This window comes from Flaviflexus huanghaiensis (assembly GCF_014118685.1).
GTDB classification, from domain to species: domain Bacteria; phylum Actinomycetota; class Actinomycetes; order Actinomycetales; family Actinomycetaceae; genus Flaviflexus; species Flaviflexus huanghaiensis.
Window position 1 is genome coordinate 1 of sequence record NZ_JACFAK010000008.1, and the last position, 19,450, is coordinate 19,450.

At 63.3% G+C, this 19,450-nt stretch carries 20 protein-coding genes; 14 read left to right on the forward strand and 6 right to left on the reverse strand.

The features are described 5' to 3' along the window. Window positions 1–132: integrase core domain-containing protein (locus H7E91_RS07115; RefSeq protein ID WP_182354407.1), on the forward strand; the 132-nt coding region annotated here is incomplete at its 5' end. Here the strand turns inward: H7E91_RS07115 and H7E91_RS07120 are convergent. Both H7E91_RS07120 and H7E91_RS07125 read right to left on the reverse strand, forming a co-directional pair. After that, a complete protein-coding gene (locus tag H7E91_RS07120) occupies window positions 103–486 on the reverse strand; it encodes a hypothetical protein (protein WP_182354408.1) in 384 nt (127 codons plus the stop codon). The two genes, H7E91_RS07115 and H7E91_RS07120, sit on opposite strands and share 30 nt — an antisense overlap. A gap of 22 nt (window positions 487–508) precedes the next feature. After that, on the reverse strand, window positions 509–862 hold the full coding sequence (locus H7E91_RS07125) for a PLDc N-terminal domain-containing protein (RefSeq protein ID WP_182354409.1): 354 nt from the start codon (window positions 860–862) through the stop codon (window positions 509–511). A 50-nt stretch (window positions 863–912) separates the two neighbouring features. On the opposite strand from H7E91_RS07125, the gene H7E91_RS07130 reads away from it, so the two are divergent. Continuing rightward, window positions 913–1,179, forward strand: a complete 267-nt coding sequence (locus H7E91_RS07130; RefSeq protein ID WP_182354410.1) for a DUF4229 domain-containing protein — start codon at window positions 913–915, stop codon at window positions 1,177–1,179. A gap of 8 nt (window positions 1,180–1,187) precedes the next feature. Here the strand turns inward: H7E91_RS07130 and H7E91_RS07135 are convergent, their stop codons facing one another. The 3 genes from H7E91_RS07135 to H7E91_RS07145 are packed head-to-tail and all read right to left on the reverse strand — an operon-like array spanning window position 1,188 to window position 4,113. Then, on the reverse strand, window positions 1,188–2,057 hold the full coding sequence (locus H7E91_RS07135; protein ID WP_182354411.1) for a 1,4-dihydroxy-2-naphthoate polyprenyltransferase: 870 nt from the start codon (window positions 2,055–2,057) through the stop codon (window positions 1,188–1,190). Further along, window positions 2,057–3,136, reverse strand: a complete 1,080-nt coding sequence (locus H7E91_RS07140; protein WP_182354412.1) for an AMP-binding protein — start codon at window positions 3,134–3,136, stop codon at window positions 2,057–2,059. The genes H7E91_RS07135 and H7E91_RS07140 overlap by 1 nt, the downstream gene beginning before the upstream one ends. Beyond that, window positions 3,133–4,113 (reverse strand): 1,4-dihydroxy-2-naphthoyl-CoA synthase, encoded by a 981-nt coding sequence (locus tag H7E91_RS07145; protein ID WP_182354413.1) that lies wholly within the window; start codon window positions 4,111–4,113, stop codon window positions 3,133–3,135. Before H7E91_RS07145 ends, H7E91_RS07140 begins: the two co-directional genes overlap by 4 nt. Before the next feature lie 33 nt (window positions 4,114–4,146). Between H7E91_RS07145 and H7E91_RS07150 the strand changes: the two genes are divergently transcribed. The 3 genes from H7E91_RS07150 to H7E91_RS07160 all read left to right on the forward strand — a co-directional run bounded on the left by H7E91_RS07150 (window position 4,147) and on the right by H7E91_RS07160 (window position 8,319). Next, window positions 4,147–5,136 carry an o-succinylbenzoate synthase gene (locus H7E91_RS07150; RefSeq protein WP_182354414.1) on the forward strand — a complete coding sequence of 330 codons (990 nt, stop codon included), beginning with the start codon at window positions 4,147–4,149 and terminating at the stop codon, window positions 5,134–5,136. Then, window positions 5,133–6,752, forward strand: coding sequence for a 2-succinyl-5-enolpyruvyl-6-hydroxy-3-cyclohexene-1-carboxylic-acid synthase (gene menD, locus H7E91_RS07155; RefSeq protein WP_182354415.1), 1,620 nt, complete (start codon window positions 5,133–5,135; stop codon window positions 6,750–6,752). Before H7E91_RS07150 ends, menD begins: the two co-directional genes overlap by 4 nt. A gap of 340 nt (window positions 6,753–7,092) precedes the next feature. Beyond that, complete coding sequence (locus H7E91_RS07160; protein WP_182354416.1) at window positions 7,093–8,319, forward strand: S1C family serine protease; 1,227 nt, start codon at window positions 7,093–7,095, stop codon at window positions 8,317–8,319. A gap of 105 nt (window positions 8,320–8,424) precedes the next feature. On the opposite strand, the gene H7E91_RS07165 is transcribed toward H7E91_RS07160, so the two are convergent. Beyond that, entirely contained in the window at window positions 8,425–9,600 is a 1,176-nt protein-coding gene (locus H7E91_RS07165; RefSeq protein WP_182354417.1) for a chorismate-binding protein, read from the reverse strand. A gap of 105 nt (window positions 9,601–9,705) precedes the next feature. Between H7E91_RS07165 and H7E91_RS07170 the strand changes: the two genes are divergently transcribed. The 9 genes from H7E91_RS07170 to H7E91_RS07210 all read left to right on the forward strand — a co-directional run bounded on the left by H7E91_RS07170 (window position 9,706) and on the right by H7E91_RS07210 (window position 19,448). Then, the gene (locus H7E91_RS07170; RefSeq protein ID WP_182354418.1) at window positions 9,706–10,419 is read left to right on the forward strand and encodes a demethylmenaquinone methyltransferase; all 714 of its coding nucleotides are present in this window, start codon (window positions 9,706–9,708) and stop codon (window positions 10,417–10,419) included. A gap of 100 nt (window positions 10,420–10,519) precedes the next feature. Continuing rightward, complete coding sequence (locus H7E91_RS07175) at window positions 10,520–11,794, forward strand: NAD(P)/FAD-dependent oxidoreductase (RefSeq protein ID WP_182354519.1); 1,275 nt, start codon at window positions 10,520–10,522, stop codon at window positions 11,792–11,794. Window positions 11,795–11,900: 106 nt separating this feature from the next. Next, a complete protein-coding gene (locus tag H7E91_RS07180) occupies window positions 11,901–12,260 on the forward strand; it encodes an NADH-quinone oxidoreductase subunit A (RefSeq protein ID WP_182354419.1) in 360 nt (119 codons plus the stop codon). Between the two features lie 11 nt (window positions 12,261–12,271). Then, on the forward strand, window positions 12,272–12,826 hold the full coding sequence (locus tag H7E91_RS07185) for an NADH-quinone oxidoreductase subunit B (protein WP_182354420.1): 555 nt from the start codon (window positions 12,272–12,274) through the stop codon (window positions 12,824–12,826). Beyond that, the gene (locus tag H7E91_RS07190; protein ID WP_182354421.1) at window positions 12,823–13,524 is read left to right on the forward strand and encodes an NADH-quinone oxidoreductase subunit C; all 702 of its coding nucleotides are present in this window, start codon (window positions 12,823–12,825) and stop codon (window positions 13,522–13,524) included. The genes H7E91_RS07185 and H7E91_RS07190 overlap by 4 nt, the downstream gene beginning before the upstream one ends. Then, entirely contained in the window at window positions 13,524–14,879 is a 1,356-nt protein-coding gene (locus tag H7E91_RS07195; protein ID WP_182354422.1) for an NADH-quinone oxidoreductase subunit D, read from the forward strand. Before H7E91_RS07190 ends, H7E91_RS07195 begins: the two co-directional genes overlap by 1 nt. Continuing rightward, entirely contained in the window at window positions 14,879–15,553 is a 675-nt protein-coding gene (nuoE, locus tag H7E91_RS07200; RefSeq protein ID WP_182354423.1) for an NADH-quinone oxidoreductase subunit NuoE, read from the forward strand. Before H7E91_RS07195 ends, nuoE begins: the two co-directional genes overlap by 1 nt. A gap of 2 nt (window positions 15,554–15,555) precedes the next feature. Further along, complete coding sequence (gene nuoF, locus H7E91_RS07205) at window positions 15,556–16,881, forward strand: NADH-quinone oxidoreductase subunit NuoF (RefSeq protein WP_182354424.1); 1,326 nt, start codon at window positions 15,556–15,558, stop codon at window positions 16,879–16,881. Further along, window positions 16,878–19,448 (forward strand): NADH-quinone oxidoreductase subunit G, encoded by a 2,571-nt coding sequence (locus H7E91_RS07210; RefSeq protein WP_182354425.1) that lies wholly within the window; start codon window positions 16,878–16,880, stop codon window positions 19,446–19,448. The genes nuoF and H7E91_RS07210 overlap by 4 nt, the downstream gene beginning before the upstream one ends. Window positions 19,449–19,450: the final 2 nt, after the last annotated feature.

The following is a 19,450-nucleotide window of genomic DNA, read 5'->3' on the forward strand; positions in this document are numbered from 1 at the left end:
ACCTCAGAAACCGAGCGACGAGACGCCCTACCAGGATGGCTGCATCACTATAATCATCACCGACCCCACACAGCCTGCGACAGGCTCGCCCCAATCACCCGCTTAACCAACCTCCCCGGACAGTACAGCTAGGCAAGTGAGGAGAAGAACCATGCCAGAGCAGGCTCCGGCCAGTAACCGATCCGCTGGGTCCCAGTGCGGCCGCCTTGTTTCAGATGTTCTGTTGGCGTGGAAGAGGATGGTGGCGGCGAGTGCTGTGAGGATAAACGGCACGGCGGTGAGAGTGAATCTTAGGGTGCCGACTGGCAGGGACGCGTCTGCGATGATGAAGCCGCCGAACGAGTTAAGGGTCGCGATGAGGGAACCGAACGGGACGGGAACAGCGTGGCCGGTCTCAGCCTGAATAGTGGCGAACAGCCTGGTAGCCGAGGTGACAATGAGGGCGGCGACGTAGACACCAGCAAAGGCAGCTATGGGTGAAATCACAACTGCCTTGACGTCGAGACTGTCAGCTGGACTCTGGCCCGTTTTCATCCTCGTGTTCTCTCAGCCTCTTGTCGTACTGCGCTCGACGAAGCTCATCCTCCAGGCTACGGAGAAAGTCGGGGTCATCGTCGGGGGCCATGGGACCCGGTGCGACGGGGCCGCGACGCGGCCCGCCCGGAGGGCGGCCCTTCGAGTTCATGACGTAGTTGGCGACAAGGAAGATGATCGACCCTACGACAGGCGGCAGGATCGTGAAAATGACCCATACCCATTTATTGATACCAGCCGGAGTCCGCCGCGGATCCATCTGGAGCGCGACGATGAAGGCGTACACCACGATGGCGACGAGTAGTATCACGGCGATCAGTCTAGGCACTGTTCCATCATAGGCGATTGACCTGATCACGGTCACTGTAGGCTTGTGGCGTGAGCATCGTTAAGTACACCCTCATCCGGCTTGCACTCATCGCCGCCTTCGCCGGAGTCTTCTATTTGCTCGGTATGCGATCGTACCTCCTTGCTTTCGTCGCAATCATTTGCGGCGCCCTCGCTGGCTTCATCTTCTTCCCCACACAGGGCCAGGAGGCGGCCAGCACTGTTGAGCGGCTTGCAACGAAGAGCAGACCCATGGCGACCAGGGAAGCTGACGAGGATGTTGAAGACACGATCGTCGAGGGCGACGACGAGAGCTAACGGCACGCTTAGACGGCGAGCCCGATGAGAAGGAGAATGCCGTAGCCGAGCTCGATGAGACCGGTATCTCGTAGTACGACGATGAGGTCGTGGCCCTTTGCACCGGACAGCACTCGCCTGGACTGGAGGGCGACCGCGGGAACGAGGGCAAGTGCGAGGAGCGTCCACGGCGACCGCACGGCCATGATGACGGCGAGCACCATCGGGATGACAAGCATGGCGACATAGGTGATTCGTGCCCGACGATCGCCAATGCGCACCGCGAGCGTGTTCTTGCCGACGAGAGAGTCGGTCGGGATGTCACGAATGTTGTTGACCATAAGAAGCGCGCAGGCGATGAGACCAACGCCCGTCGCCCCCAGCCACGCCGAGTCGGGTAGCTGGCTGGCCTGCGTCCACGTCGTACCGAGCGTCGCGAGCAAACCGAAGAAGACAAAGACAAAGACCTCGCCCAGCCCCATGTATCCATACGGACGAGTTCCGCCCGTGTAATACCAGGCGGCAATGACGGCGAGGATGCCGGCGGCGAGTAGCCACCACGCGCCTGAGACGACGATGAGGATGAGACCGAGTAGGCCACCGAGTGCGAGGCTGGCGAACGCCATGAGCTTGACGGTGCGGGGCTTGACAAGGCCGCCGCCCGTAAGACGCGGAGGCCCCGTGCGGACGTCGTCGGTGCCGCGCATCCCATCCGAGTAGTCGTTCGCGAAGTTCACCCCGATTTGGAAGGAGAGTGCCACGCCGGCGGCGAGAAGCGCCCGCGGGACAGAGCCGCTCCCCACTGCGTATGCGGCACCCGTGCCGATGAGGACCGGAGCGACAGCCGCGGGCAGGGTCCGTAGCCGGGCACCCTCTAGCCAATCCTTAAACGATGCCACTACGGTCCCTTCCGAATGAGCTGTGCGACCAGACGCCGATCGACTTTACCGGAGTCCCGTAGCGGCAGTACCTCCAGGCCGAGCTCCGCGGCGGAGATCACGTCCTTTGGTGCGTACTCCACTCCCAGCCGCTGCTTTGCCTGCTTGCGGATCTTGCGGGCGTCGACTCTCCCCTCGGTCACGAGGACGAGCCTTTCTCCCCACTCGTCATCGGGGGCGCCGACACCGACGGATGAGACGTCGAAGAGCTCGGCGACAAGATCCTCGAGCAGGGTTGGCATGATCGTCAGACCCCCGGTCGTGATCGCCTCATCCATGCGGCCGAGCACGGTGAGCCGGTCCGTGATCTCTCCCGTATCATCGGTGATGAAGCGCCCATTGAAGGCGTCCAGGCCCGCATACCCCAGCGCGACGACAGGACCTTCGATGATGATCCTGCCATCGTCAAGGGCGACGGCCGTGTCACCGATTGGTCGTCCGTCGTAGACGCATCCGCCGCATGTCTCCGTCATCCCATACGTCGTCACGAGATTGAGACCGCGGGTACGGCCCTCAGCAAGGAGAGCTGCAGGTGTCGCTTGCCCGCCGACAAGGATCCGGTCGACACCGGCTAGCTCCTCGCACAGTGCGGGATCCTGGAGTACCCGGCGAAGCTGGGTGGGGACAAGAGAAAGGTACGTCCTGCCTTCGGGCACTCGGTCGCCGAGCTTGTAGGGAAGCGGGTCGAGCCCCGCCAGCACCGAGCGGAGAATGGTCTGCAGGCCTGCGATGTGGTGAACAGGCAGAGAAGCGAGCCAGCGGCCGGGGCCACCGAGCTCATCCGCGGTGGCCTCAGCCGACGCGACGATCGAGGACCAGCCAATCTCGACAAGGCGACCGGTACCGGTTGACGAACCTGACGTTCTCAGGAGGAATGCTGTGCCGGGGCGGGACTCGACCTGCGGAGTGTCTCGATGCCCCGGCGGCACGAGGAGGATCGGTTCGGGAAGGAGTCCTGCGCGATGGTCTGCAAGCGAACGCGCAGCGGCATCGGCCAACGTCCGAATGTTGTCAGGGTCGGTTCCCCCTTCAAGGATCATGCGTAATAGGGGAATGCCGACCAGTCGGGATCCCGCTTCTCGAGGAACGAGTCCCGACCCTCGGCCGCCTCGGCGGTCATGTATGCAAGCCGGGTCGCTTCGCCAGCGAACACCTGCTGACCGGCAAGCCCGTCATCAGCCAAGTTGAACGCGAATTTCAGCATCCGGATTGCCTGCGGCGATTTCGACGTGACGATCTCGGCATACTCCCAGGCACGCTCTTCGAGTTCGGCGTGAGGAACTGCCTCATTGACAACTCCCCAGGTCGCCGCATCCTCGGCTGAGTATTCTCGGGCGAGGAGGAAGATCTCCCGCGCACGCTTGTCGCCAACCTGCCGTGCGAGCAGGGCCGAGCCATAGCCGCCGTCGAATGAGCCGACATTTGCATCCGTCTGCTTGAAGCGGCCGTGTTCTATTGACGCGATCGACAGGTCGCACACGACGTTGAGCGAGTGGCCGCCACCGGCGGCCCATCCCGACACCGCAGCAATGACAACCTTCGGCATCGTGCGGATAAGACGCTGAACCTCGAGGATGTGGAGCCTGCCAGCCCTCGCGGGATTGATCGTATCGCGTGTCTTCGCGTGCTCGTCGGCGGTATCTCCACCGTCATAGCGGTAGCCGTCATTGCCGCGGATCCGCTGGTCCCCGCCCGAGCAGAACGCCCACCCGCCATCCTTCGGTGAGGGTCCGTTGCCGGTGAGGATGATTGCCCCGACGTCCGGAGTCAGCCGAGCATGGTCGAGCGCGCTGAACAACTCATCGACCGTCTCGGGCCGGAACGCGTTGCGAACTTCGGGCCGGTTGAAGGCGATCCGGACGACCGGTAGGTCGGTTTCGGACAGGATCGTGTCGCCGTCGAACGTGCGTCGCACCCCCCGATGGTAGGTGACATCGGTTAGCTCGAAGCCGTCCACTTCGCGCCACCGCCTCGAATCGAAAGTCTCGGATACGGACACGGGAAGAGAAAGCGTCATGGCGCTATTGTGCCACTTCGCTAGTCTTAGCTCATGCGTGCCGCAAGCCTCCCCCTGCCATGGCGGGTCTATCGAACTCGCCTAACCACCCGCTTCCGCGGGCTCGATCATCGCGACGGTGTCCTTCTCGAGGGCCCGGCAGGGTGGGCGGAGGTCTCACCTTTTTGGGACTATGACATCGCCGAGTCCTCGGCATGGCTCGCCGCGGCCCTCGAAGCGGCCTACCTGGGATATCCCACCCCGGAGCGGCATGCGATCCCCGTCAACGTCACGGTTCCCGCGACGACCCCGGACGGAGCGCGAACGATCATCGCCAGGCGCGGCGGCTGCGAAACGGCCAAGGTTAAGGTCGCCGAAAAGGGACAGTCCCTCGCAGATGACCTCGACCGCGTCGCCGCCGTTCGGGACTCATTCGATGGCAAGATCAGAATCGATGCGAATGGCGGCTGGGACGACGAGTCCGCGATCCGCGCTATCCCGCTTCTCGATAAGGCCGCCCGGGGCCTGGAATATGTGGAGCAGCCCGTCGCTTCCGTTGAGGGCCTGGCTAAAGTACGCACGGCCGTCAATGTCCCCATCGCCGCGGACGAATCGATCCGGCGGGCGGACGACCCGTACAGGGTCGCGGAGCTCAACGCGGCCGATCTCATCGTGTGCAAAGTCCAGCCACTCGGCGGTGTTCGGGCCTGTCTTCAGCTCGCCAGTGAGATCGGGATGCCGGTCGTTGTCTCCTCCGCACTCGAGTCGTCTGTCGGAATCGCCGCGGGAGTTGCGCTCGCGGCCAGCCTTCCCACCCTTGACCACGCCTGTGGGCTTGCGACAGTTCAGCTGTTCGAGCAGGACGTGACGAGTGACAGTCTTGTACCCGCCGACGGCCACCTTCCCGTCCGGGCAGTCAATCCCGACGCTATCCCGATGGCTGACGAGGACCTCGAGTCGCGCTGGGGGGAGAGGCTCGCCGCCATGTGGGATCACGTCCGTGCGACCCGGGATGTGGGCGAGCTAACCGGGGGAGCACTGTGAGTTCCCAGGCGGGGGCAGCCGCCACACTGCGGACGCTTCTTGGTATTGGCGTGCGTCGCTTCGTCCTCTGCCCCGGTTCCCGTTCCGCCCCACTCGCCTACGCCCTGCGGGAGCTCGAGATACTTGGAGCGATCAGTCTTCACGTGGAGACGGATGAAAGGTCTGGAGGATTCGTCGCTCTCGGGCTCAGCAAGGCCTCGGGAGAGCCGACCGTCATCGTCACGACCTCGGGCACAGCAGTCGCCAACCTACATCCGGCGCTCGCGGAGGCCTACCATTCCGGCATCCCCCTCATTGCCGTGACCGCCGACAGGCCGGCGAGGATGAGGGGAAGCGGCGCGAACCAGACAACTGATCAGGTCGGCCTGCTCGGGCCAGGACTGGTCGGTGAGATCGATATTTCAGCCGAGGACGTGGCCGATCGGCCCCACCTTTTGGACTCTGTGCTCGACGCTGTCCGGTGCGGTCCCATCCACATCAATCTTTCGTTCGAAGATCCCCTCACTCCGGATGGTCCGTCATTCACAACGGCACCCGACGCGTCGATCTTCACCGTGCCAGCCGACGAGGTGGAGCCGGAATGGCTCGACGACAGACCGACCGTCATCGTCGCCGGGCCCGGCGCTCCTTTCGATGAACTACTGGGCCGGTCAGGGGACCCGGGCGTGCCGATCCTTGCGGAACCTGCCACTCCACAGCGGAACTTGTCTCGCGCGATCCCGGCGGCGAGAGTCGTCACCGAGCACTTCAGCCCTGAAATCGAGCGCGTCATCATCGTCGGCCATCCGACTCTCTCCCGACCGATGACCCGCCTCATGTCGAGGTCCGACATAGAGGTTCTGTCGGTTCGCACGGAACCCGTGCCGACCGACCCGGGCCGCGTCGCACGCGTTCTCGATGTCATGCCGAGGATCGCCGGGCAGGATGAGTGGCTGGCGCGTTGGCAGCGGGCGGGCGCCGCAGCTCACAGGGCCGGCCGGCTCGCTCTTGGAGATGGTCTCGATGCGTTAACGGCGGGTGCCGCCATCGCTGACGCTGGCGCGGAGTGGTTTCTCGGCGCATCGAACATCATTCGCGATGTCGACCTGCTCGCCGGGTACCCGAATGCTCGGTTCCACTCCAGCAGAGGCCTCGCCGGAATCGACGGTTCGATCTCCACTGCCCGCGGCATGGCACACATGATCCGCGGCATGAAGGCGGCGGTCGGCGACCTCACATTTATTCACGATCTCGGCGGTCTTGTCCTGACGAGAGGCCAAGACGAGCCACCGCTCGACATCGTCGTCATTGACGACAGCGGCGGCGGGATCTTTGCCACTCTCGAGCACGGCGAGAAGAGGTATGAACGGTATTTCGACCGCGTCTTCCGTACGGCGAAGAAGATCGACATCGTCGCGGCTGCGGATGCTCTCGGGTGGACCGGTATCAATGTCGGCTCTGTCAACGAGCTGAAGAATGCCCTCGGCCAACCGGCAGCCGGGCGCGTGATTCGAGTCGCGTGTGAGCGACCGGTCGATGAGGTGCGGCGCCGCCGAAAGCACGTTGCGCGAGCTATGGCAGCCGCTGTGCGTGACGCGGCCAGCGGTGATTCCAGACTTCGCCCAGATTCTCTGTAGCGATTTAGCAGACCTGCGGAGTTAACTGGACCAATCAACGAAAGGACCACGAGTGACGAACAGCGGACCAGGCGGGCGGAACGTCGAAGGGCAGGGGAGTCAAGACCATGGCGACTCCGACATGCGAGACTCAGCGTCTTCCCCCCACGCTCCCAACGAAGCCTCGCAGGATCATCGCTTCGCGCCGCCCGCCAGTGGACCGGGGGAGAGTGCTCGTACGGCGGGGAGCCCCGGTGGCCCTCACGATCCGAGCTCTGGGCCGCAAGGAACGGGCGATGAGACGAGCGAGCACGCCATAGATTCTGGACAGACAGCACGCTTTGACGCACCAGGGCCCCGCTTGACACCTCCAGCTGGAAGGCCCGCCCCGGCCCCCGGTGACGGGCATCCTCTGTCCCACCAGCAGGCCTATCGGTACGCAGCTCGTCCGGGCGAGCAGTTCAGCTCGTACCCGGCTCCGCCTCCCGCCCACTCTCAGCGTGAGCGGAGGTCCGGCGCAGGCACCATTGCGGCAGTTGCTCTCGTCGCCGCACTCATCGGCGGTGCTGGCGGTGCTGGCATTATGTACGGGCTCATTGAGCCGACCGGCGATGAGACGAGTGTCCAACAGCCGATCGAGGCGCGCACGGTTGCGTCGGATGGGGCGGTGAACTGGGCTGTCGTCGCTGACGAAGTACGACCCTCGGTTGTCGCCATCGAGTCGATGACAGACACAGCAGGTTCGACCGGATCCGGAGTCGTCATCGACGCTGACGGCCACATCATCACGAACCACCACGTCATCGCTGGTTCCCGGCAAATTCTTGTCACCCTCTCGAACGGGACAATCATCGAAGCCGACGTCATCGGTTCTGATGCGTCGACCGATATCGCCGTCATCCAGTTACGGAGCGTCCCCGACAGCATGTCGCCAGCGACCCTGGGAACGTCGGAGAACCTTGTCGTCGGCGAGCCCGTCGTCGCGATCGGGAACCCCCTCGGGCTGTCCTCGACGGTCACGACCGGAATCATTTCCGCCCTCGACCGGCCTGTCGTGACACGTGAAGACTCGACATCGGATGCGGTCGTGACGAACGCGATCCAGATCGACGCAGCGATCAACCCCGGTAACTCTGGCGGGCCGCTCTTCAACGCTTCCGGCGAGGTCATCGGCATCAATTCCTCGATCGCGTCTCTGTCCAGTGCGGATGGCGGCACCGCCGGTTCGATCGGCCTCGGGTTCGCGATCCCTATTGATCTTGCGAACCGAGTAGCGGTCGACCTTCTCGACGACGGTTCGGTCGACCATGCCTTTATCGGCGTGACAACAACATCCGAGATCGTGTCCGCGGGTGGCAGTAACCAGGTCGCTGCGCGGGTCGTCGAGGTCTCCCCGGGATCGCCCGCGGAGCAGTACGGTCTCCAATCCGGGGACGCGATCCTCTCGATCAACGGCGACCGCCTTGCCTCAAATACTGCGCTCACGGGCTACGTGCGGCAGTACGCGCCGAACGAAACGGTCATTCTCGAAGTTGCTCGCGACGGCGATGTCACCGAGATCGAGCTCGTCCTCGGGCAACGCGAATAGCTCGATGTCGCGGCTGACGTGCCGTCACCTCACGTCAGCCGCGACATCCGGATACAGGGCGGGGCTCCCGGATGGGAGCCCCGCCTTCTTCGTCGTTCTCGTCCGTTAAGCGGAGGGAGGCTCGAAGGCGCGCAGCACGGCAGAGAACTTCGCCTCCGTCTCGGCAAGCTCCTGCTGCGGTACCGAACGGTCCATGACGCCGCCGCCCGCAAAGGCGCGGGCCTGATGTGGGTTGTCAGCATCTAGCTGTGCGCATCGCAGAGCTAGCGCCCAGTCGGCGTTGCCCGCCGCGTCCATCCAGCCGACCGGCGCGGCGTAGCGGCCCCGGTCAAGCCCCTCGATCCGAGCGATGACCTCAAGGGCACGGTCGGTTGGAGTGCCGCCAACGGCTGCTGTCGGATGCATGGCGCCAGCGGCCGTCAGGCCGGTCCACCCGGGGGCAAGGTCCGCTTCGAAGTCGGTCGAGAGATGGACGACGTTAGGCAGTCGAAGGATCGTTGGTCCGTTCGTGCGTACGGGACCCGAGGCCTGCAGGTCGATCGCATGGAGGACGGAGTCAGAGGCATAACGGTGTTCGGCAATGTCTTTCGCCGAGGAACGAAGAGCATATTCGGCAGCTTCGTGCCCGCCGCTCGTGGGCCAGGAGCCAGCGAGCACCCTGGTTTTCAGATGTCCGCCGCGCACTGACGCGAGCATCTCCGGCGTCGCACCGGTCAATCCTTCAATACAGAACGTCCAGCACGAGGGGAACGCTCTCGCGAGCCGTGCGGTCAGTAGCCGCTCGTCCATAGGCTTCTCCGACACGATGGAGATGTCGCGAGCGATAACAACCTTCTTCACCTCGCCCGTAGCGAGAATGTCGACCGTCTCGGCAACCGCTTCGACAAAGCGATCCTCATCCAGCTCACCCGGTCCCCATGTGACGCGCCCGAGGTCACCAATCGGGGTGGCGGGTTCACTCGTCGCAGCGCTTCCCGCCGTCTGGGAAATCGTCGTCTCCCACGCGCCGTCGGCGTCCCAACCACGGATCACTGCGGGGACGATGACGGTTGAGACGTCGGCTGACTCGTCGGAGAAAGAAAACGTGCCGAAGGCTGTCAGGCCTGTGCCCGGCCGACGTACCGTATCGTCGATCGTCGATGCCTTCGCGATGGAGTCGAACCACTCCTGCGCGTGACGAAATCGATCTGGGCCGGAGAACGTGTGGACGGCCGCCTTCCCCCAGCCTGCCATGCCGCTGTTCTGGCCGACCCAGATAACGTTGCCTCGGGGCTGCGGCACATCGCCTGGTTGCGGGCGGCGGGCGCTTGGCCGCGTGACGGCGCGAAGTGAGGTTATGACGGGCACGAGTAAAAAGCTTACTGCGTATAGGTCCATAATGGTCACATGAGTCGAGCCACCCTAAAGAAAGACCCGCGCGATGTTGCCGGTATGTTTGACGACGTCGCCAAGCGGTATGACGTGACGAACACCGTCCTCAGCCTTGGACAGGTTTACGTTTGGAGGGCCGCCGTGCGCGAGGCCCTCCGCATCACCCCCGGTATGAAGGTCCTCGACATTGCCGCCGGAACAGGGACGTCGTCCGCTTCATATGCCGAGGCAGGTGCGGATGTTATCGCACTTGATTTCTCGATCGGCATGGTCAGCGTTGGTAAAGAACGTCTGCCGAACATGGAGTTCATCGCCGGCGACGCGACCGCACTGCCGTTCGCGGATGACACGTTCGATGCGGCGACGATTTCGTACGGGCTACGCAATGTCAACGATCCCGACCTTGCCCTGCGGGAAATGCTTCGGGTTGTTCGTCCGGGCGGTAGCCTCGTCGTCTGCGAGTTCTCCACCCCGACCTGGAAGCCGTTCCGCCAGGTGTACAACTTTTATCTCGGCACCGTCATGCCCGCCGTTTCCTCTGTCGTCTCCTCCGACGCCGAGGCTTACAGTTATCTCATGGAGTCGATCCTTGACTGGCCGAACCAGACAGAATTCGGGGCGAGGATCCAGCGAGCTGGCTGGCGCCAGGTCGAGTACCGGAACCTTAGCGGCGGCATCGTCGCCGTCCACCGGGCCACCAAGCCGAAGGCGTCTGAGAACACGAATTAAACAACGTTCGGCTTTTGTAAAGGACCACACACATCAATGTTTGCCAGCAAAATTCCGCTGATAGGATGACGCGGGTGGTGAAAGGACAAGAGTGGATCATATGAAGCTTGACGAGATGGCAGATGTCATCGTCGTAGGCGCCGGTCCAGGCGGCTCAGCCACCGCTCACTATCTCGCCCAGACAGGGCTCAAGGTCATTGTCCTTGAGAAGGGCACCTTCCCACGCGACAAGATTTGCGGTGACGGTCTCACGCCCCGCGCGGTGGCGGAAATTATTCGGATGGGCATCAACACCGAGGGCTGGATCCGCAACTATTCTCTCGTTGCCCATGGCGGCGGGCACCGGATCGAAGTGCCGTGGCCAGAACTCAGTTCCATGCCGAGCTACGGCATGGCTCGTGCCCGCGGCCAGTTCGATCACGACCTTGCTAAGAGGGCCGTTGAATCGGGTGCCGAACTGCGCGAGGGCATGACAGTGACCGGGCCGATCCTGCACGAGCGATCGGGCAGAATCATCGGCGTTGAGGCGCGCCCCAAGGGTGCCGACCGCAAGGCCCCGCTGCTGCGCTTCCGCGCTCCCGTTGTCGTTGATGCGGGGGGTGTCTCTGCAAGGCTCTCAACCGCTGTCGGCCGGGAGAAGATCTTTAATCGTCCCATGGGCGTGGCGACACGTACGTACTTTAAGTCTCCTCGCGCGGACGAGGCGATCATGGAATCGCACCTCGAGCTCTGGGATGGTGAACCCGGAAAGTCGAATCTCATGCCGGGTTACGGCTGGGTGTTCCCCCTCGGTGACGGCCTTGTCAACGTCGGCCTCGGCTCACTGTCATCCACCGCGAAGCCGACCGGCATCGACTACCGAGGGCTTTTCGATACATGGATGAAGAACGTTCCGGACGACTGGGGATTCACGCCCGAGAACCAGGTTGGGAACGTACGGGGCGCTGCCCTTCCCATGGCATTCAACCGAAAGCCGCACTACGACAACGGCCTCCTGCTCGTCGGCGACGCTGGCGGCATGGTCTCACCGTTTAACGGTGAAGGCATCGCCTACGCCATGCAGTCCGGACGCCTTGCCGCCGACTTTATCGCCCAAGCTCTCGCCCGTCGCACCCTCGGCCAGCAGGACCGCGTGCTCCGGCAGTACGAGCAGGAGTTGCGAGCAGAACTCGGTGGCTACTACACGCTCGGCCGAATCTTCGCCTCTCTCATCGAGAAACCGGAGATCATGCACCTCTGCGTTCACTACGGGCTGCCCCGCCCCACCCTCATGCGCCTTGTCATGAAGTTGCTCTCGGACGGGTACGACCGTAGAGACGGGGACTGGATGGACAGGCTCATCACTGCCCTCACGAAGGCGGTGCCGTCAGCGTGACCGCTCAGACTCTCAGGTGCGCCTCGCACGTACCAAAATACGACTACGCTGGAACTGTGACTTTTGCATGCGGATGCCTGCGGGTTATCTGCTCGATGGAGGCGAAATGAACCCCTATACACCGCTACTCCTCATGATCGCGGTTGCGGCCGTCGTGGCCGTGCTCGGTCTCGTCGGGACCGGCTTCCTCGGCCCAAAGAGATACAACCGGGTCAAGCTGGAGAACTATGAGTGCGGCGTCGAGGCCACTCCGAATGCGGGCACGGCCGGTCGCTTTCCGATCAAGTATTACCTGACCGCGATGACGTTCATCATCTTCGACATCGAAGTGGTGTTCCTGTACCCCTGGGCGGTGTCGTTCGAGAGACTCGGAGCTTTCGGGCTTATCGCCGTACTTTCATTTGTTTTCCTGATCACCGTGCCCTTCGTCTACGAATGGCGGCGCGGCGGCCTGGAATGGGACTGAGGAGATAGACCATGGCACATGACGACGATGCATCCCCGGGCATCATGCTCACCACCATCGAGGCGATCGCTGGCTGGGGCCGCTCGAACTCCCAGTGGCCCGTCACGATGGGTCTCGCCTGCTGCGCCATCGAGATGATGGCGGCGGGCACCCCCCGCTTCGACATGGCCCGCTTCGGCCTCGAGGTGTTCCGCGCCTCGCCCCGCCACGCTGACCTCATGATCGTCTCCGGCCGCGTCAGCCAGCGCATGGCCCCGGTCGTCCGCACCATCTATGACCAGATGGCCGATCCCAAGTGGGTCATCTCCATGGGTGTGTGCGCGTCCTCCGGTGGCATGTTCAACAACTACGCAATCGTTCAGGGCGTCGACCACATCGTGCCCGTCGATATCTACCTCCCCGGTTGCCCGCCCCGGCCCGAGATGCTCATCAACTCCGTTCTCGAGCTACGCAAGCTCATCAAGGACGAGAAGTTCTTCGGCCACAGGAAGGCCATCGCCCGCCGCGCCGAGCAGGCCGCGCTTGCGGCGACTCCGACTCACGAGATGAAGGGACTGCTCCCGTGACCGACAACAGCGAGCTCGCCCGGGGCTCCCGCCCCAAGCTCGACATCATTAATGAAGATCATGCGATGTGGGGCGTTGAAGGCTCCGGCGACACGTCCGGCTTCGACACATTCCGGCGGACCGTGACCGTTGCACCGCCCGCGGTGCGGCCTTACGGCTCCTGGTTCGACGAAGCGGTCGACGTTCTCATCGAGCTCATCACCGCCGAAGGCCTTGTCCCCGATGAGGTCATCGAGAAGGTTGTCATCGACCGCGGCGAGCTCATCATCTTCGTCGTTCGCGAGCATTCGCCCATGGTTGCGAAGATGCTGCGCGATGATCAGGACCTCCGCTTCGAGCTGTGCCTTGGTGTCTCGGCCGTGCACTATCCCGCGGACAAGGGCCGTGAGCTACACGCGTACACGGCGCTCTTCTCGATCACTCACAACCGTCAGATCGCGATGGAGGTTGTCGCACCCGACTCCGATCCGCACATGCCGACCCTCGTCGGGGTCTACCCGGGTAACGACTGGCACGAACGTGAGGCATGGGACCTCATGGGCATCGTTTTCGACGGTCATCCGGGTTTGACCCGTAGCGCCATGCCCGATGACTGGGTGGGTCATCCCCAGCGCAAGGACTACCCGCTCGGCGGCATCCCTGTCGAATACAAGGGCGCGGTCATTCCGCCGCCGGATACTCGGAGGAGCTACAACTGATGTCAACGACAGATTCCCGGTTCTACGCCACCCCGGGCGCGACCGAAGAAGAGATGAACTCGGCTCCGCAGCATCACGCTTCCGGCGGCGACTGGTCCGACTTGAGCGCCGAGGCGGAGCGCCTCGGCGAGGAACGGATCCTCGTCAACATGGGTCCAGTCCATCCCTCGACGCACGGTGTCTTCCGCCTGCTGCTCGAGCTCGACGGCGAATACGTGCGGGAGCTGCGGTCCTCGACGGGTTACCTCCACACCGGCATTGAGAAGAACATGGAGTACCGCAACTGGGTCCAGGGCGTCGCGTTCTGTACGCGCATGGACTACGTCGCACCGTTCTTCCAAGAGGTCGGATATGCGCTCGCGATTGAGAAGCTGCTCGGCATCACCGATCAGATCCCGCGTCGCGCCAGCCAGATCCGCGTGCTCCTCATGGAGCTCAACCGGATTGCATCCCACCTCGTTGCCATCGGCTCGGCCAATAACGAGCTCGGCGCGACAACAATGATGACGCTGGCTTTCCGTGGGCGCGAGGACATCCTCCGCATCTTTGAACGGATCACGGGTTTGCGGATGAACCACTCGTACGTGCGCCCGGGTGGCCTGCCCGACGATCTTCCCGAGGGCACGATCGACTACATTCGCGAGCTTTTGCCGAATGTCCGAGCGACCATCTCGGAGATGCAGGACGTTGTCGTTCAGAACCCGATCTTCAAGGCCCGCCACGTCGACATCGCCACGCTGACAGTGCCTGCGATGCTGGCCCTCGGAATGACGGGCCCGAACCTAAGAGCTGCGGGTCTGCCCTTCGATCTGCGCAAGACAAAGCCATACTGCGGTTACGAGAACTACGAGTTCAATGTTCCTGTCATGGACAAGTCGGATGCGTACAACCGCGCGGTCATTCGCTTCCAGGAGTGCTACGAGTCGATGCACATCGTCTACCAGGTACTGGAAGACCTCGAAGCATCCGAGGGTGAGCCTGTCATGATCGAGGATCCGAAGATTGCGTGGCCGTCGAAGATGACGATCGGCAACGACGGCCAGGGCCAGTCTTACGAGCACATTAAGACGATCATGAACGACTCGATGGAGTCGCTCATCCACCATTTCAAGCTCGTGACCGAGGGCTTCCCCGTTCCCGCGGGGCAGGTTTACCAACTTGTTGAGCATGCAAAGGGCACGCTCGGCATTCACCTCGTCTCCTCCGGCGGCACTCGTCCGTACCGGGCGCACTTCCGCGACCCGAGCTTCTCTAACCTGCAGACACTCGGAATGATGAGCGAGGGCGGCATGCTCTCGGACGTCATCATCGCTCTGGCTTCTATTGACCCCGTGATGGGAGGCGTTGATCGCTGATGTCCGACAACTACACAGCGGAGGCCGAGGCACGGCTCCGCGAAGACATGGCTGAGATCATTGCGAGGTACCCCGGTTCTCGATCTGCTCTCATGCCGCTCCTGCATCTCATCCAAGCGGAGGACGGCTACGTCTCGCCCCGCGGAATCGCCCTGTGCGCTGACGTACTCAACCTGACCCGAGCCGAGGTCTCGGCAGTGGCCACCTTCTACTCGCAGTATCGCCGCCGCCCCAATGGCGAGTACAACGTCGGCGTATGCACGAACGCGCTCTGCGGCGTCATGGGTGGGGAGATCATCTGGGACCGCCTGTCCGAGTACCTCGGCATTGGTCATGATCAGACGACGGCTGACGGTCGAATCACCCTCGAGCAGCTCGAGTGCAACGCGGCCTGCGATTACGCACCAGTCATCATGGTCAACTGGGAGTTTTTCGATAACCAGACACCGACGTCGGCGATTGAACTCGTCGACAAGATCGCTGCGGGCGAGGATCTTCATCCGACCCGCGGCGCCGATAAGGTCCACACATTCAAGGAGATTTCGCGAGTCCTCGCGGGCTTCGAAGACGGCCACGTCGATGAGGGACCTGCCGCCGGGCCAGCCTCACTCGTTGGCCTGCGGTACGCGCGTGAGCGCGGCTGGACCGCACCTCAGGCTGTTGGGGAGGAGTAAAGATGGCTTCATCTGAATTGACCGCGCTGACCCCGGTTATCTCGAACACGTGGGATGCTCCGCAGCCCTGGAAGCTCGAGACCTACCGGAAGAGCGGCGGTTACGACGCACTCGACAAGGCATGGGGCTATGCCGATGGCGAGCTGACAAATATCGTCAAGGAATCCGGCCTGCGTGGCCGCGGCGGTGCGGGCTTCCCGACCGGCCTGAAATGGTCCTTCCTCCCGCCGCCGGACGGCGGCCCGCGCTACCTCGTTGTCAACGCCGATGAGTCCGAGCCGGGTACATGCAAGGACATTCCCGTCCTCATGGCGAATCCGCACTCCCTCATCGAGGGCATGGCCATCTGTCTCAGGGCGATCGGCGGTCACCACGGGTTCGTTTACCTGCGCGGCGAGGTTGTTCACGTGTATCGCCGGCTCATGGCTGCGGTACGTGAAGCCTACGAGGCTGGCCTCATCGGCAAGGGCCTTGGTCCGAACGGTGACTACGACATCGACATCACGGTCCACGCTGGTGCGGGTGCCTACATCTGCGGTGAGGAAACCGCGCTTCTCGATTCTCTCGAGGGACTGCGCGGTCAGCCCCGCCTCAAACCGCCGTTCCCTGCGGTCAAGGGCTACCTGGCTCGCCCGACGGTCGTCAACAATGTTGAGACCATCGCGTCTGTCCCCGGCATCATCAAGAATGGCGCCGACTGGTTCGCCGGAATGGGCACGGAGCGATCGAAGGGCCACGGCTTCTTCTCCCTGTCTGGCCATGTCAAGAACCCAGGTCAGTACGAAGCTCCATTCGGCATTACGATGCGCGAACTGCTCGAGATGGCAGGCGGTATCCGTGAGGGCCATGAACTCAAGTTCTGGACGCCCGGCGGATCGTCGACCGCAATTCTCGGCCCCGATGCCCTGGACGTGCCGCTCGGGTACGAGGAGGTCGTCGGCGCGGGTTCCATGCTCGCCACCCGCGCACTGCAGGTGTTCGACGAGACGACGTCGGTCGTCCGTGTCGTCCGCGCCTGGACTGACTTCTACCAGCACGAATCGTGCGGCAAGTGCACACCGTGCCGCGAGGGCACATTCTGGATGCGCCAGGTCATGCACCGCCTGGAGGTTGGCAAGGGACTACCGACCGACATCGACATGCTGAATGAGATCGCCGGCAACATTGCGGGCCGTTCATTCTGCGCGCTCGGCGACGCCTCTGCAGTTCCGATCCAGTCGGGCATCGCTCTCTTCCGCGAGGAGTTTGAGCAGGGCGTCCACACGCCTGCCTGGGAACTCTTCCCGTACGAAAAGTCCGCACTCTTCACCGAAGTAGGTGTCTCATGACAGCGACTGAAACCGACCTCGTCTCCATCAAGGTCGACGGCCAGGACGTTGCCGTGCCGCAGGGCACGCTCATCATTCGCGCAGCCGAGCAGCTCGGTATTCGTATTCCGAGGTTCTGCGATCATCCCCTCCTCAAGCCAGCAGGCGCCTGCCGACAGTGCCTCGTCGAGGTTGCCCGCCCGGGCCGGGATGGCACGCTCGCGAAGGGGCCGAAGCCCGTCGCATCCTGCGCGGAGGCGGTCAGCCAGGGCATGGAGGTCTATACCCAGAAGTCCTCCGACGTGGCCGACAAGGCTCAGACCGGGATCATGGAGTTCCTCCTTATCAACCATCCGCTGGACTGCCCCGTCTGTGACAAGGGCGGTGAATGCCCGCTCCAGAATCAGGCAATGTCGGACGGGCGTGGGACGTCCCGCTTCACCGATGTCAAGCGAACCTTCCCGAAGCCGATCAAGCTCTCGTCCCAGATCCTGCTCGACCGTGACCGTTGCATCCTTTGCCAGCGTTGCACCCGGTTCCAGTCGGAGATTGCTGGCGATCCGTTCATTCAGCTGCAGGGACGCTCCGGGGGTAGCCCGTCCTACGAGGTGCATGGACTGCACGGCTCTCAGATCGGCAACTTCGATGCCGGCATTCTCGGCTTCTCCGATGGCAACGAGGTCGAAGAGCCGGTAGGCACGTTCGAGACGGTTGGCCCCATGGGTGACGCCGCGCTCATGGTCGGCATGAAGCCGGGGCCAATCGATCCGGGAGAGATGGACGAGTCGGGCAGGCCCTTCTCCTCCTATTTCTCGGGTAACACAATCCAGATCTGCCCTGTCGGTGCCCTGACCTCGGCGGCGTACCGCTTCCGGGCTCGCCCCTTCGACCTCGTGTCTGTTCCCTCGGTAACCGAGCACGACGCATCGGGTTCCGAAATCCGCGTCGACTTCCGACGCGGAACGGTTGTCCGCCGCCTCGCTGGCAACGATCCCGAAGTTAACGAGGAGTGGATCACCGATAAGGACCGGTTCGCCTTCCGTTGGCAGCAGGGCGAGGATCGCCTCACCGTGCCGCTCGTCCGCGACGAAGACGGCAGTCTCGTCCCGACATCGTGGGCTGACGCGATGGATGTCGCAGCTCGCGGGCTTGAGAACGCGGAGCAGGTCGGTGTTTTGACCGGCGGCCGTCTACCGCTCGAGGATGTTTACGCGTACTCGAAGTTCGCCCGCACAGTCCTTGGCACGAACAACATCGATTTCCGCACTCGGGTTTCTACCGCTGAAGAGGATGCATTCCTCGCATCAACCGTTGTCGGTAGTGGACTGGGTGTTACCTACGCCGACATCGAAACTGCCCGGCATGTTTTCCTCGTTGGTCTTGAACCAGAAGAGGAGTGCGGCTCGATCTTCCTTCGCCTGCGCAAGGGTGTCCTCGCCGGCACGACGTCGGTCTCGGTCCTCGCGCCCTACGCCACCCGTAGCTCGTTGAAGATGGCGGCGACGCTCATCACTTCCGCCCCCGGCACCGAACCGACGGTTATGTCTGCCGTGACAGCGGACTCATCGCAGGAGCACCTGAAGGCGCTTCACGGTCGGCTCAAGGGCGGCGTCATTCTCGTCGGTGAACGCGCCGCTGAAACCCCGGGCACCCTGTCCGCGGTTCTTGACCTCGCCGATCGCACCGGCGCGCGAGTCCAGTGGGTTCCGCGCCGTGCGGGTGACCGCGCTGCGGTCGAAGCTGGCGCCGTACCGCTCATGCTTCCCGGTGGCCGTCCGGTCGCTGACAGCCAGGCACGGGTCGATGCTGGCGTCACGTGGGACGCGAGTGTCCCGGGCGATGCTGGTCTCAACACGGAGGGGATGCTGGAGGCGGCAAAGTCCGGAAAGCTCGCCCTCATCTCTGCCGGTGTCGAACTCGCCGACCTGCCCGCAGGGGCAGCGCAGTCCCTCGACGCGGCTCCGTTCGTTATCTCGTTCGAGGTACGCCGGTCGGAGATCACCGCGAAGGCGGACGTCGTTTTCCCGGTCGCACCTCCGGTCGAGAAGGGCGGAACGTTCATCAACTGGGAGGGGCGCGAGCGGCCCTTCGGCCAGGTACTCACGTCGACTGCACTCACCGACCGCCAGGTCCTTGTCGAGCTCGCGCATGAAATGGATAAGGATCTCGGCCTGCTCAACCTCAAGGATGTCCACGCCGAGTACCGTGAGCTCGCCGATTGGGATGGTCAGCGCATCGAGCGCCCACGTGTTGGCGCTGATTCGGCCCCCGCTCCCGCTGAGGGCGAGGCTGTCCTTGCGACGTGGAGCCTCATGATCGACGATGGCAGGTTGCAGGCATTCGAACCGCACCTCGCGGGCACCGCTCATCGGTCGGTTGCTCGGCTCTCGCCGGGTACAGCCGAATCTCTTGGGATCAGCGATCGTGTGACGGTCACGGGGCCGAAGGGTTCCGTCACGCTACCGGTCGTCCTGTCGCACATGCCAGACAGGGTTGTGTGGCTTCCAAAGAAGTCCCCGGGTTGCCACGTGGCTGACCTGGGCGCCCAGCCGGGCGGCATCGTGTCTCTGACGGCGGAGGTCAAATAATG